This window comes from Neisseria sp. P0021.S007 (genome assembly GCF_051956855.1).
The window spans coordinates 216,630-230,008 of sequence record NZ_JBQCXA010000001.1 but is presented as its reverse complement, the minus strand read 5'-3'; the positions used below and the strand labels follow the sequence as shown (position 1 = coordinate 230,008).

The window sequence follows — 13,379 nt, the reverse complement described above, 5'->3', positions numbered from 1 at the left end:
TATCAGCGCAGCTCGCGGCGCAGGATTTTGCCAACGTTGGATTTTGGCAACTCGTCGCGGAATTCGATGTCTTTCGGCACTTTATACGCCGTCAGTTCTTTGCGGCAGAAATCGATCAGTTCTTCCTTGGTCAAAGACGGGTCTTTGCGTACGACGAAGACCTTAATCGCTTCACCGGTTTTCTCGCTTGCCACGCCGATACAGGCGACTTCCAAGACTTTGTCGTTGCTGGCCACCACTTCTTCGATTTCGTTCGGATATACATTGAAACCGGATACCACAATCAAATCTTTTTTGCGGTCCACCAGCTTCAGCCAGCCTTTTTCATCCATCACGGCAATGTCGCCGGTCTCTAAAAAGCCGCGTGCATCGATTGCTTTGGCGGTTTCTTCAGGACGGTTCCAATAGCCTTTCATCACTTGCGGACCGCGTACCCACAATTCGCCCGGCTGTCCGATAGGCACTTCTTTGCCGTCCGCATCGCGTAATTCGACTTCGGTCGAAGGAACCGGCAAACCGATACCGCCGCTGTAAGCCTCGATATTCAAAGGATTGCAACACACACCCGGGCTGGCTTCGGTCAAACCGTAAGCTTCCACAATCGGCGTACCGGTGATTTTTTTCCATTTTTCCGCAACGGCTTTTTGCGTTGCCATACCGCCGCCCAAAGTCAGCTTCAAACGGGAAAAATCGACTTCGGCGAAATCCGGACGGTTGACCATCGCATTAAACAAGGTATTCACACCGATGAACACGCTAATCGGCTCTTTTTTCAATTCGCCGATAAACCCCTTCATATCGCGAGGGTTGGTAATCAGGATGATTTTAGAACCGGTATTCGCAAAGATCATCAGGTTTACCGTCAAGGCAAAGATATGATAAAGCGGCAACGCGGCAATAACCGTTTCTTTGCCTTCGTGCAGGCTGTTTTTAATCCATTCTTTTGCCTGCAACATATTGGCGCAGATATTGCCATGACTGAGGACGGCACCTTTTGCCAAACCGGTCGTGCCGCCTGTATATTGCAGCAAGGCAGTATCGTCACGTGTCAACTCGACTGGTTTGAACGTATTTGCTGCACCTTGCTTCAAGGCCGTCTGAAAAGTGATGGTATTTGGAATGCGGTATTCCGGCACCATTTTTTTCACTTTGCGGATGACAAAGTTCAGCAACGCGCCCTTAATCATGCCGAACATCTCGCCGACCGACGCGACAATCACATGTTTGATTTGCGTACGCGGCAACACCAGCTCCAGCGTATTGGCAAAGTTCTCCAACACGACAATCGTGGTCGCACCGCTGTCTTTCAACTGATGCTCCAACTCGCGCGGCGTATAAAGCGGATTGGTATTCACTGCCACCAAACCTGCCTGCAAAATACCGAAAAGCGCAATCGGATATTGCAAAACGTTCGGCATCATAATTGCCACACGCTCACCGCGCGGTAGTTTCAATACGTTTTGCAGGTAAGACGCAAAATCGGTCGCCAACTTGCCCACTTCGGCATAAGTCAGTGTTTTGCCCATATTTTGAAAAGCAGGTTTATCTGCGAATTTCTCGACACTTTGACGGAATACATCGCTGATGGAGCTGTATTGAGAGATATCGATTTCAGGGTTTACGCCTTGTTCGTAGCTTTTGAGCCAGAGTTTTTCCATATTGATCAGTCTTTTATTTAGTCGTTTTTTGAAATCGAGGCCGTCTGAAAGGCTTTATTCAATCTGCCGCTTCGTTTTCAGACGGCCCTTTTATTAAGCTGTAATAATGACAGGCTTGTCGGTGGACATGATGATACCGCCGCCCAAGCACACATCGCCGTCATACAGTACCGCAGATTGGCCTGGGGTTACTGCCCACTGCGGCTCGTCAAAAACAAGCTCGATGGTTTCATCATCTAAATAACGCAACGTACAAGGCGCGTCGGCCATACGGTAGCGCGTTTTGCAGGTATAGCGGCCTTCTTTCGGGCGTTCTGGCAATGTGAAGCTCAAATCGTTCATAACCAGGCTTTGCGTATAAAGCAAAGGATGGTCATGGCCTTGGACGACAATCAGTTCGTTTTTGGTCAAATCCTTGGCCGCAACAAACCACGGCTCGCCTGCGCCGCCGATGCCCAAGCCTTTGCGTTGGCCCAGCGTGTAAAACATCAAGCCGACGTGTTCGCCGACTACTTTGCCTTCAGGGGTCACCATTTTGCCATTATTGGTCGGCAGGTATTTTTGCAAAAACTCGCGGAACGGGCGTTCGCCGATAAAGCAGATGCCGGTACTGTCTTTTTTGGTTGCAGTCGGTAATTTGAATTCTTCGGCAAGACGGCGGACTTCAGGCTTCTCCAACTCACCCAATGGGAAAATCGAGCGCTCGAGTTGGAAAGGCTTGAGACGATATAGGAAATAGCTTTGGTCTTTATTTTGATCCAAGCCTTTGAGCAGGTAATGCACGCCGTTTCGAACTTCTTTGCGGGCATAGTGTCCGGTGGCAATGGTATCGGCGCCCTGCTCTATGGCATAGTCCAAAAAGCATTTGAATTTAATTTCGGCATTGCACAAGATATCCGGGTTTGGCGTGCGGCCTGCGCTGTATTCTTTGAGAAAATAGGCAAATACGTTGTCTTTATATTGCGCGGCAAAATTGACGATGTCGATGTCGATGCCGATGATATCGGCAACGGCAATGGCATCAAAGGAATCTTGTTTGATGCTGCAATATTCGTCGTTGTCGTCATCTTCCCAGTTCTGCATGAACACGCCGCTGATTTGATGGCCTTGCTGTTTGAGCAGGGCCGCGGTAACGGATGAATCGACGCCGCCGGAGAGGCCGACGATGATGTTTGCTGGTGTGTTGTGAGTATTCATGAGCGGAATGTGGGTTTTAAATACATTTTTTAAAGCGTGATTTTAGCACATTTTGATTTGACGACAGAAAAGGCCGTCTGCAAGCCCAATGACTTTCAGACGGCCTTTATATGCAAATTCAAGCAATTAGTGCTGATGTGCGCCACCGTGTGCGCCGTGATCGTGCTGCATTTCGGCTTTAGGCGCGGTTTTCACTTCCAGCTCGACAGTTTGAGGTTTGGCGTTTTTGAATTTCAGGGTTACAGGCACTTTTTCGCCTTCTTTCAATTGTTTTTTCAGACCCATGAACATAACGTGGTAACTGCCCGGTTTCAGCTCGGTTACGCCTTTTGCAGCTAAAGGCACGCCGCCTTTAACTTCGCGCATACGCATAACGCCGTTGTCGTTAATATGGGTATGTACTTCAACGCGTTCTGCAACAGGGCTGCTGCCGCCTACCAAGAAGTCTTGTTTGGCTTCATCGTTTTGGATTTTCATGAATGCGCCACCCATTTTCATACCTTCGACAGTAGCACGCGCCCAACCGTCTTCGATATGGATACCGGCTGCAGATACGGAAGTTGCCAAGCCTGCCAGAATCAGGGTTGCCATTAATTTTTTCATGTTTTGCTCCTTGTGTTTGCCAAATGGCTGGGATATACAGCCTTCATCTTACAACCAAAGGCCGTCTGAAAACTTTGATATAGATTAATTAATACTATCTAATCCTAACGAATTACCATATTACCACATTTTTAAGCAGTTAATGCAATAATCCAAACAATAAATAACATGAACAAAGCCATCAATTGCGCGGCCGAGCCGGCATCTTTGGCACGCTTGGCCAGCTCGTGTTTTTCAGTAGAGGTATGGTCAACGGCTGCTTCGACGGCGGTATTAAACAATTCGGTAATCAATGAAATAAACGATGCGACAACAAGCACCATTTTGATGGCCGGCCCGAAATCAAGGAATAAGGCCAAGACAATTAAAATCAGGTTCAACCAAAAAACTTGGCGAAATGCGCTTTCATAACGGTACGCGGCAGCCAGTCCGTCTTTGGAATAGCCAAACGCATTGATAATGCGCTTAATGCCGTTTTTACCTTTTTTTTCAGATGCGTAGGAAGATGGTTCCATCATATTCTCAACATAAAAAGGCCGTCTGAAAAGAAACGGTCGGGTCAATTTTCAGACGGCCTTTGGGTTTATTGTTTTGCCCAAGATGCTACGGCATCTGCAAACATAGCGGCAACGTTGAAATCTTTTTGCTTCATGATTTCTTGGAAGCCGGTCGGGCTGGTTACATTGACTTCGGTCAGGTTGTTGCCGATGACATCCAAACCGGCAAGCAAAATACCGCGACGCTTCAATTCAGGCGCAAGGGTTTCTGCGATCTCACGGTCGCGCTCGCTCAATTCCTGTGCCACGCCGCGGCCGCCGGCAGCCAAGTTGCCGCGCGTTTCTCCGTTTTGCGGAATACGCGCCAAAGCATACGGAACAACCTCTCCACCAATAATCAGAATGCGCTTGTCGCCATGTACGATTTCAGGAATATAACGTTGCGCCATGATGGTACGTGAATCAAGCTGCATCAGGGTTTCCAAAATACTGCCGATATTGGGGTCGGATTCGGTTAGGCGGAAAATGCCCATACCGCCCATACCGTCCAAAGGTTTGATAATGATGTCGCCGTGTTCTTTCAAAAAGGCACGGACATCGGCGGAACGTGTGGTAACCAAAGTCGGCGCGGTAAACTGGCTGAAGTTCAAAATAGCCAATTTTTCATTGAAATCGCGCATTGCCTGCCCGCTGTTAAATACTTTTGTACCCTGCTGCTGTGCCAACGTCAAAAACTGGGTCGCGTACAGATATTGCATATCAAACGGCGGATCAGTGCGCATAATGACCGCATCGAAATCTTTCAAGGCCGTCTGAACTTTTGCCTCTGATTTAAACCATTCGTGATCGTCATCGTTTTTCGCGCCGACAAACTCAAATGCCGCCACCTGAGCCACTACCAAGCCTTCACGGACGGACAATTCTCCGCTCAAGGTATGAAAAAGCTGCCAACCGCGCTTTGCCATTTCACGCATCATGGCGTAAGTAGTGTCTTTATAGGTTTTAAAACTTGCCATCGGATCGGCGATAAACAGGACTTTCATCAAAATTTCCTTGTAAACAGACGATATAATCATACCTTGTATTCGGCCCGCCTGAAAGGGTGGCAAAATATAGAAAAGGCCGTCTGAATCCTATTTTCAGACGGCCTTGAGGCTTTTAGGCGGCTGCCAAATGCAAGAGTTCGGCAGCATGGCTGCGTGTGGTATCGGTAATGATTTCGCCACCCAGCATACGCGCGATTTCCTCAATGCGCTGATGATGGTTCAAAACACTGATTTCGCTGACGGTTTGCTCCCCTTCGCTATGCTTGCGGACCTGCCAATGGTTTTCACCGCAAGAGGCGACTTGAGGAAGATGGGTTACCGCTAAGACTTGATGTTTTTTACCTAAGGCACGCAAAGCTTTACCGACCATTTCAGCAACGCCGCCACCAATACCGGTATCCACTTCGTCAAAAATCAATGTCGGCACTTGCGTGTATTGGCTGGCAACCACTTGCAAAGCCAAGCTGATACGCGCCAATTCACCGCCGGAAGCCACTTTATTCAAAGGACGGGACGGATTGCCTTTATTTGCCGCCACTTGGAATTGCACCTGCTCTAGACCATGTGCAGTCGGTGAAGACGGCAACAAGACGATGTCAAAACGTGCGCCTTTCATGGCCAAATGTTGCATATGCTCGGTTGTTTCTTCGCCCAAACGGCTGGCTGCCTGATGGCGCATGGCGGAGAGGATATGTGCGGCTTCGTGGTATTCGGCAAGATTGCGTGCGACTGTATTTTCCAAGGCTTCCAAATCGGCAGCCGCGTGCAGGTTTTGCAGGCGCTCATCGATTTCTGCCAACTTTTGCGGCAACTCTTCCGGCTCAATACGGTATTTGCGCGCCATGCTCATCAATTCGCCCATGCGACTTTCTTGTGCGGCCAATTCATTAGGATCGATATCGCTGCGACCGGCCACATCGCGCATATTAGCACTGATTTCACCCAATTCTGCTTCAATACTTGCCAACATATTCAGGCTCTCGGCAAAGCGCGGCTCAATGTTTTGCAGATTGCCCAACAGTTTTTGACATTGGTAGATTTGACGTTGGATGCCGTTATCTCCGTCTATGCTGTCGCCCACCTGCTCGGCGGTTTGCAGCAACTCGGCCGAATGCGCTAGACTGTCGTGGCTTTGGCTTAAGGTTTCCCATTCGTTGGGTTTAAGCTCCAATTGGTTCAATTCATTAAACTGCCATTCCAAACGCTCGCGTTCGATAGCCATGGTTTCTGCCTGCTCTTGTGCTTCTTGCAGTGCCTTTTTCGCATTGACCCAATTTTGATAAAGCTGTTTGACCGTTTCAGCCTGCTCTTTGCTGCCGGCAAATGCGTCCAACAACTCGCGTTGCGCAGACTCTTGATTCAACGAATGATGGGCATTTTGTCCGTGAATATCGATTAACTGCTCGCCGATGGCTTTCAGTTGCGCCAATGTTGCTGCCTGATTATTGATATAACTGCGGCTTTTACCCTTAGCATCGATAATACGGCGGATGCTGAGCTCTTCAGCATCTTCTTCCAAAAGACCTTGCTCCTGTAGCTGCGCTTTCAATTCAGGCAAACCACTGATGTCGAACAAAGCCGACAACTGCGCTTCTTTGGCGCCGCTGCGCACTTGGCTGTAATCGGCTTTATCGCCCAACAACAGGCCAATCGCATCCAGAGTAATCGATTTGCCTGCGCCGGTCTCGCCCGTCAATACGGTAAAGCCGTTTTGAAAATCAAGATTCAGGTTTTCAACAATGACAAAATCACGCAAAGAAAGTGCCAACAGCATTGCAGTATTCCTTAGTAAATCACCCGCACTCATGCGGAATAGCTTTAGATAAGTTGATTATAACTAAGGTTTTTTATAGTTTAAATCAGATTTTTCTTATGATTTATCTAAGATATTTATTTTAAACAAATTATTTTTTAAGCGGGCAATAAAAAGGCCGTCTGAATATTGCTACATGTTCAGACGGCCTAAATTTATTTTACTCTGCCAGTTCTACTTGTTCATGCCCCATCAATTCCTGCCCTACTCCGGCAAGCAGGTTCAGATAACGCTCATACTGTTTGAGCATATCGGCAATCAATTCTTTTTGCGTCATATATTGCACATCGTATCCATCGCGCCCATCCGAAAAATACGTCAACGGTATAAACGTTGCTGCATATTTGAAATGAGGCAGGCTGTCTTCACGAATCAACTGGTCGGTAATTTCCCGCTTTACGGATTTAATCCCATAGACAAAATCCCTTACCGTCCCTTTATGCACCACCAGCTCCACCGACGGCTCATCCTGTTGCAACAGGCAACGGATTTCTACGTCCATATTGTATTTTTCGGTCAATTCGTTTTTCAATTCCTGCATTGCCGGAAGCGCCGTATTTTTCATAAATTTGATGATATCGACTTCCTGCGTCTGATTCATCATTTGACCAAGGCGTTCCCTCCAATGATCGCCCGACCAGAAAATACTGCTCGGATTGACGGCGGTTGCAAAATAGTTGGCATCGTTGTTCAGAGCTTTCCACAAAGAAACCATCATAAAAATCATCAACACCGCAAACGGCAGAGACGCAATCAGGGTCATGGTTTGCAAGATGGGCAAACCGCCGGCACCCAGTAACACAATGGCCACAGCAGAAATCAACACGCCCCACATAACCGATTGCCACTTAGGCGAAGCCAGCCCTTTATCGCGCGAAGCAATATTGTTCAGCACATAAATGCCCGAGTCGGCAGAAGTGATAAAAAACAGCGAAATCACCAGCAATGCTACCAAGCTGCTGACAACCGGCCACGGCAAATAATTCAAAAAGGCAAACAACAATTTTTCAGGCTCGTTGGTCAAGGCAGACAAGGCGCCGTTTGCCACATGCGTGTCCAGCCACAAGGCTGAATTGCCAAATACGGTAAACCACAAAATACTCATCAGGCTAGGCACTGCCAATACACCAAAAATAAATTCGCGGATGGTTCTGCCTCGCGAAATTCGGGCAATGAACAAACCGACAAAAGGCGACCACGAACACCACCAAGCCCAATACAACACCGTCCAGCCGGTAAACCATTTTGTATGCTCAGGCTCGTAGGTATATGACTTAAAGCTGAACGAAACGAAGTTACTCAAATAAGTGCCCAAATTGTCGCTGAATGCGAAAATCAAATACGTCGTCGGCATACTCAACAAGACAAACAACAGCAATGACAGTGCCAATACCAAGTTGGTTTCACTCAAAATTTTGACGCCTTTGCCCACGCCCGAAGTTGCGGAAAATATGGCAATCGCCATCACAACAACGATAATGCCGACCTGCAAGACATAGCTGTTGTCCTGCACCCAGCCCATCTTCAGCAAACCGGAACCCATTTGTGCCGCGCCAAATCCCAAGGTTGTGATAATACCGAACAAAGTCGCAATCAAAGCCATCACATCGATGGCATCGCCCATTTTGCCGTTGATTTTGTCTTTTAAAATCGGATAAAAGCAGGAACGCAACGCCAGCGGCAATTTATAGCGGAAACCGAAATACGCCAAGGCAAGCGCAATGATTCCGTAGATTGCCCAGGCATGAATCCCCCAGTGGAATACCGTATGCAGAATCGCCTCTTGCGCATTGCCTTTGGCAATCGGGGAAGAAAAATGCGATAAAGGCTCGGCCACACCAAAAAACATCAAGCCCACGCCCATGCCGGCCGCAAACAGCATGGCCAACCATGATAAAAACGAAAACTCAGGTTCGTCCTCGTTTGTACCCAGCCTGATACTGCCGAAGCTGCTGATGGGAAGCGCCAATAAGAAAATAAGGAATACAGAGAAAGTCAGAATGTAAAACCAACTGACATTTTGAAAGATAAACTGCTTCATTGCATTTAACAAAGCCTCAGTATTTTGAGGCCAAACCAAAGCAGCTGACAAAAGCAAAAGGACGAAGAAAAGCGTAATACCGACCACGCTTGGATTGAAAGAAGATTTGTTTTGAATAAATTGTTTGAATTTCATATCGGTTCCGTAGTTGATACAGCGCATATTTGAAGAACAAACGGGCTGCCGATTGATAAAGAAAGAAACGTTTCCGTATGCCTTCTCAAACTATTACAGAATGAGAGATATTTATTCTAATAATTCTTAAATTATATCACAAAATCAATAAGTTATTAAAATAGATGAAAATTATATTTAAAATCATGATGTTATACAATAATAAAGGCCGTCTGAAACACGATTGTTTCAGACGGCCTTTACATTCAAATCAGTTAATCAGTCTGCTTCCTGATTCAACTGCTTCTTCAGCCTCCTCATCGCCTGTCGGCGGCGTTTCCATCAAATCAGGCAACACCAGCTCACCCAATTCAGTCAGCGGCGGCAATTCTTCCAAACTTTCCAAACGCAAATCGCTTAAAAAAGTTGCCGTTGTCGCCCACAAAGCCGGACGGCCGACAGAATCACGGTGGCCGATGACTTCAATCCAGCCCCTATCCTGCAAGGTTTGCATGACATTTTGCGACACTGCCACGCCGCGTATGCCTTCAATATCGCCACGCGTTACCGGTTGCTGATAGGCAATAATCGCCAGCGTTTCCATCACGGCACGGGAATAACGCGGCGCTCGCTGCTCTTGCAGGCTGCCTAGTCGTTCAAATGCGGCTTGGGCGATTTGAAAACGCCAGCCCTCATGGGTATGCACCAGTTGTAAAGCCCTGCCCTGCCAGCGTGCCTTCAGTTGCGCCAACACGTCAATTAGCTTGTCTTGCGATAACGGCGGCACGCACAATTCGCGCATGTTTTTTTCGTTTAAGGGTTCGACTTGCGTCAACAGCGCCGCTTCAATCAGCGCATCGGGAGAAAGTTTTTCAGTCATAATAAAATCAAGGTTCAGACGGCATAAACAGCCGAAGGCCGTCTGAAAGGCAATATGGTCAATGGTTTGTTACGCGCTCAAATGCGCTTTCAGTTTTTCTTCGTCCAAAAACCAATGGCAGATTTCGGTATCGCCATCCAGCAAAACAGGCACCAGCTCATTGTACTTTTCTTCTAAAACCGGATCTTCATCAACATCGACAATATCCAGCCCAAATCCAAACTGCTCCTGATAAGGCTTTAATTGTTCGCGCATTTTGTGGCACAGGCTGCAATATTCCCGAAACATCAAGGTCAGTTTCATGGTGGTTACTCTCGGAGGGACAAAAGCGGCCATTGTATAGCAAAATGCCGCCAAACCATACAGGCATGACAAAGGCCGTCTGAGCAGGCGCGAGATAGCGCCTTCAGACGGCCTTTATGTGTATTCTGAATTAAGACTGAACGTTAATACCGGCAGTCACGGTATTTTGGGCACTGCTTGCAGTCAAAAACGATGCAGCCAATTCGCCGCAGCAACCGCAACAAGTTGCCACGCCCAATTGAGCCTGCAAATCGCTCATGGTGGTTGCACCGGCGGCGATGGTCTCTTTGATGTCGTGGTCAGTAATGGCGTTGCAGATGCAGACAAACATGATGTGCTCCAATAATTTTGTTACCCTCTGTAATTGAGAGTAGGATTTATTCTTGAACGTAAATATAAATAAAAACGGTTTGCATTGCAATATTGGCACCATCCTTTTGTTTTGAAATTTTTCTATGTAAATTTGCATTTTGATTGTTATTTTATAAATAATAAACTTTATAACCGTTCAGACGGCCATGATAACAAAAAGCGGCATCTTCGAGATGCCGCCTTTATTTATGAACGGGAATGGTGTTCATCGACCATGTTTTTCAAACGGATATTGGCAACATGGGTATAAATCTGCGTGGTGTTGATGTCGGAATGTCCCAACATCATCTGGACCGAACGCAAATCGACGCCGTGATTGACCAAATGCGTGGCAAAAGCATGGCGCAAGCCGTGCGGACTGAGCGAAGCAATACCGGCCGCTTCGGCATATTCTTTAACTATCATCCATGCAAGCTGACGGCTGATGCCGCTGCGTTTCTGGCTGACAAACACTTCGTCGCAGATCTTGTTTTTTAGCAACAACGGGCGCGATTCGTTGCAATAGCGTTCCACCCAATACGCCGCTTCCTGCCCCAACGGAACCAGACGCAATTTGTCGCCCTTGCCTATGGTACGGATACTGCCGCGATGTAAATCGATATCGCTGAGCGTCAATTTGACGGCTTCGGTCACGCGCAAACCTGTTGCATACATGACTTCAAGCAAGGCTTTGTCGCGCAGCCCGTGCGGCGTTTCCACATCCGGCGCAGCCAGCAGCGCGTCGATTTGGGCTTCGGTAATCAGCGTAGGCAGTTTGCGTTCCGATTTCGGTGCCTTGAGAAAACGGGTGGGATTGTCTGCCCTTTGGCCCGTTTCCTCCAACCAGCCGTACATACGCTTGCAAGCCGACAATGCCCGCGCTTGGGACGTGTTTTTTTCTCCCTCCGCATACACGGCATCAGACAGGGCAAATTCATCGGCACTCAACCAATCCTGCCCACCCTCGGCCAACCGCGCAGCGACTTTGACCAAATCACGGCGGTAACTTTGCAGCGTATTGTGGCTGAGCCTGTCTTGCAGCCAAAGGGATTCAAGCAGCTTGTCTATTAAATCGTCCATATTCATCAAACTGTATTGAAAGGCCGTCTGAACGGCATGGCTTTACATCCGTTCAGACGGCCTTTAGGTTTTCAAAGCCCTATTTAAGAGGCTTGAGAAATTGTATCCAAAACTTCTTGCGCGTGTCCGGCCACTTTGACTTTGCGCCATTCATGGGCGATTTCGCCGTTTTCGTCCAGCACAAACGTGCTGCGCTCAATGCCGAGGGATTCTTTGCCGTAAAGCTTTTTCAGCTTGATCACGTCAAACAGTTTGCAGACAGTTTCTTCTTTGTCGCTCAACAATTCAAACTGGAAACCTTGTTTAGCGCAGAAATTCTGATGCGATTTGACACCGTCGCGCGAAATGCCGACAACGGTATAGCCCAATGCTTTGAATTGTTCCAATCTGGCATTGAAATCCAAGCCTTCGGTGGTACAGCCGGGCGTGCTGTCTTTAGGATAAAAATAGACAACCAACGGCAAATGTTCGGCGGAATTAAAATCGCTGCCGGAAGAAGATGGGAGTGTGAATTGATATTTTGACATATTATTCCTTTCAGACGGCCTAAACCTAGCCTGCGTTTATTTTTCGCTTAAATTCAAATAACTGCGCGTACCTTGAAAATCTTCCAATGCGCGCAACAAAAGCTGGAAGTGGTCGTCATTGCCGGCCAAATCCAACTCATCGGCATTGACGGTCAGCAAAGGCGCGCTTTGATACAAATGGAAGAAATGGCTGTATTCGTCATGCACCCGTCCCAAATAGCCTTCGGGGAACAAACTGATAATGCCTTCGTGACGTTTTTGCAGACGTTTGCGGTTGTTTTCGACGGCGGTTTGCAGATAAATCACCACATCGGGCTCCGCGTATTGCGGCAGAATGCGTTGCTTCATATCGACAAAAAGCTGCTGCTCGTCATCATTCAAAACGATGGGCGTAAAAATACGATCTTTTTCCGGCAAAAAATCAGCCACAACCATTCCGCCTTGCGCGCATTGGTCTTCAATAATATTCACGCTTTCAGCGCGGCGCGTTAGGAAGAAAAGCTCGGCAGCCAAGCCATTATTGGAAACATTACTGTAAAACTTCATGAGAAACGGATTGTGATCCGGATTCTCCGACAACAGCAACGCGCTGAAATGCTCTGCCAAGCGGCGGCTCAAAGCAGTCTTGCCGCTACCGATGGCGCCTTCGACAACAATATAACGAGGATTCATAGTAACTCTTTGTAATGTGTTTTCCAACAATATTTTATAGCAAAAAAGGCGTGTCCAACACGCCCTTTCTTGTTTCAGCCTGTTTTTCAGACGGCCCTTATTCTTTCAACAGGCGAATCCCCTGCCCGCCCAAAGCCTGAGCCAAATCAGCCACACGGCCATGCTCGCCCAACTCGAAATCTGGAAGAATTTCAGCCAACGGCAACATCACGAAACTGCGCTCATGCGCGCGCGGATGCGGCAAGGTCAGATGCGGGTCATCGCTGCGGATACCGTCAAAATCGATGATGTCCAAATCCAAAGTGCGTGGCGCATTACGGAAGCTACGCTCGCGCCCAAATTCGGCCTCGATGCGATTTAACTCTGCCAACAGCGCCACGCCGTCCAATGAAGTTTTCACGGCACACACGGCGTTCACAAAATCGGGCTGATCGTCATAGCCGACCGGCGCAGTCAGATACAGGGAAGAAGCCTTTTCGAGCCGAATATGCGGATGCGCGTCCAATTCGGCCAAAGCGGCGCGAACCTGTTCGGCAGGATTGGCAAGATTGCTGCCCAAAGCGACAACGGCAAAATGCGGATACATTTCAGACGGCC

Annotated in this window: 14 protein-coding genes; all 14 read right to left on the bottom strand. The window is 48.0% G+C overall.

Annotated features, from left to right (window positions below):
• Positions 1-2 precede the first annotated feature (2 nt).
• Positions 3-1,658, bottom strand: a complete 1,656-nt coding sequence (locus ACTHUR_RS01060) for an AMP-binding protein (protein WP_004519450.1) — start codon at positions 1,656-1,658, stop codon at positions 3-5.
• A gap of 93 nt (positions 1,659-1,751) precedes the next feature.
• Positions 1,752-2,855, bottom strand: a complete 1,104-nt coding sequence (gene mnmA / locus ACTHUR_RS01055; protein WP_004519449.1) for a tRNA 2-thiouridine(34) synthase MnmA — start codon at positions 2,853-2,855, stop codon at positions 1,752-1,754.
• A 126-nt stretch (positions 2,856-2,981) separates the two neighbouring features.
• Positions 2,982-3,458 carry a copper chaperone PCu(A)C gene (locus ACTHUR_RS01050; RefSeq protein WP_004519448.1) on the bottom strand — a complete coding sequence of 159 codons (477 nt, stop codon included), beginning with the start codon at positions 3,456-3,458 and terminating at the stop codon, positions 2,982-2,984.
• A gap of 131 nt (positions 3,459-3,589) precedes the next feature.
• The gene (locus ACTHUR_RS01045; protein ID WP_070695357.1) at positions 3,590-3,973 is read right to left on the bottom strand and encodes a diacylglycerol kinase; all 384 of its coding nucleotides are present in this window, start codon (positions 3,971-3,973) and stop codon (positions 3,590-3,592) included.
• 68 nt (positions 3,974-4,041) lie between these two features.
• On the bottom strand, positions 4,042-4,998 hold the full coding sequence (gshB, locus tag ACTHUR_RS01040) for a glutathione synthase (RefSeq protein WP_039862001.1): 957 nt from the start codon (positions 4,996-4,998) through the stop codon (positions 4,042-4,044).
• Between the two features lie 115 nt (positions 4,999-5,113).
• Positions 5,114-6,775: a DNA repair protein RecN gene (gene recN, locus ACTHUR_RS01035; protein ID WP_070695356.1), complete on the bottom strand. Its 1,662-nt coding sequence runs from the start codon at positions 6,773-6,775 to the stop codon at positions 5,114-5,116.
• Between the two features lie 199 nt (positions 6,776-6,974).
• Positions 6,975-8,990: a BCCT family transporter gene (locus tag ACTHUR_RS01030; protein ID WP_039861995.1), complete on the bottom strand. Its 2,016-nt coding sequence runs from the start codon at positions 8,988-8,990 to the stop codon at positions 6,975-6,977.
• Positions 8,991-9,240: 250 nt separating this feature from the next.
• On the bottom strand, positions 9,241-9,849 hold the full coding sequence (scpB, locus tag ACTHUR_RS01025) for an SMC-Scp complex subunit ScpB (RefSeq protein WP_150540519.1): 609 nt from the start codon (positions 9,847-9,849) through the stop codon (positions 9,241-9,243).
• Positions 9,850-9,918: 69 nt separating this feature from the next.
• Entirely contained in the window at positions 9,919-10,152 is a 234-nt protein-coding gene (locus ACTHUR_RS01020) for a glutaredoxin family protein (RefSeq protein ID WP_049331356.1), read from the bottom strand.
• Positions 10,153-10,282: 130 nt separating this feature from the next.
• On the bottom strand, positions 10,283-10,483 hold the full coding sequence (locus ACTHUR_RS01015) for a (2Fe-2S)-binding protein (protein WP_003681978.1): 201 nt from the start codon (positions 10,481-10,483) through the stop codon (positions 10,283-10,285).
• Positions 10,484-10,710: 227 nt separating this feature from the next.
• Complete coding sequence (gene xerD / locus ACTHUR_RS01010; protein WP_053091030.1) at positions 10,711-11,589, bottom strand: site-specific tyrosine recombinase XerD; 879 nt, start codon at positions 11,587-11,589, stop codon at positions 10,711-10,713.
• Between the two features lie 77 nt (positions 11,590-11,666).
• Complete coding sequence (locus ACTHUR_RS01005) at positions 11,667-12,110, bottom strand: peroxiredoxin (RefSeq protein WP_003683206.1); 444 nt, start codon at positions 12,108-12,110, stop codon at positions 11,667-11,669.
• A 36-nt stretch (positions 12,111-12,146) separates the two neighbouring features.
• Positions 12,147-12,782, bottom strand: coding sequence for a deoxynucleoside kinase (locus ACTHUR_RS01000; protein WP_049331360.1), 636 nt, complete (start codon positions 12,780-12,782; stop codon positions 12,147-12,149).
• 97 nt (positions 12,783-12,879) lie between these two features.
• A complete protein-coding gene (folK, locus tag ACTHUR_RS00995) occupies positions 12,880-13,368 on the bottom strand; it encodes a 2-amino-4-hydroxy-6-hydroxymethyldihydropteridine diphosphokinase (protein ID WP_150540520.1) in 489 nt (162 codons plus the stop codon).
• Positions 13,369-13,379 lie beyond the last annotated feature (11 nt).

Excerpts from the sequence above, each read along its gene's own strand:
- ACTHUR_RS01060 (WP_004519450.1), bottom strand. The coding sequence starts at position 1,658 with ATGGAAAAACTCTGGCTCAAAAGCTACGAACAAGGCGTAAACCCTGAA.
- mnmA (WP_004519449.1), bottom strand. The coding sequence starts at position 2,855 with ATGAATACTCACAACACACCAGCAAACATCATCGTCGGCCTCTCCGGC.
- ACTHUR_RS01050 (WP_004519448.1), bottom strand. The coding sequence starts at position 3,458 with ATGAAAAAATTAATGGCAACCCTGATTCTGGCAGGCTTGGCAACTTCC.
- ACTHUR_RS01045 (WP_070695357.1), bottom strand. The coding sequence starts at position 3,973 with ATGGAACCATCTTCCTACGCATCTGAAAAAAAAGGTAAAAACGGCATT.
- gshB (WP_039862001.1), bottom strand. The coding sequence starts at position 4,998 with ATGAAAGTCCTGTTTATCGCCGATCCGATGGCAAGTTTTAAAACCTAT.
- recN (WP_070695356.1), bottom strand. The coding sequence starts at position 6,775 with ATGCTGTTGGCACTTTCTTTGCGTGATTTTGTCATTGTTGAAAACCTG.
- ACTHUR_RS01030 (WP_039861995.1), bottom strand. The coding sequence starts at position 8,990 with ATGAAATTCAAACAATTTATTCAAAACAAATCTTCTTTCAATCCAAGC.
- scpB (WP_150540519.1), bottom strand. The coding sequence starts at position 9,849 with ATGACTGAAAAACTTTCTCCCGATGCGCTGATTGAAGCGGCGCTGTTG.
- ACTHUR_RS01020 (WP_049331356.1), bottom strand. The coding sequence starts at position 10,152 with ATGAAACTGACCTTGATGTTTCGGGAATATTGCAGCCTGTGCCACAAA.
- ACTHUR_RS01015 (WP_003681978.1), bottom strand. The coding sequence starts at position 10,483 with ATGTTTGTCTGCATCTGCAACGCCATTACTGACCACGACATCAAAGAG.
- xerD (WP_053091030.1), bottom strand. The coding sequence starts at position 11,589 with ATGAATATGGACGATTTAATAGACAAGCTGCTTGAATCCCTTTGGCTG.
- ACTHUR_RS01005 (WP_003683206.1), bottom strand. The coding sequence starts at position 12,110 with ATGTCAAAATATCAATTCACACTCCCATCTTCTTCCGGCAGCGATTTT.
- ACTHUR_RS01000 (WP_049331360.1), bottom strand. The coding sequence starts at position 12,782 with ATGAATCCTCGTTATATTGTTGTCGAAGGCGCCATCGGTAGCGGCAAG.
- folK (WP_150540520.1), bottom strand. The coding sequence starts at position 13,368 with ATGTATCCGCATTTTGCCGTTGTCGCTTTGGGCAGCAATCTTGCCAAT.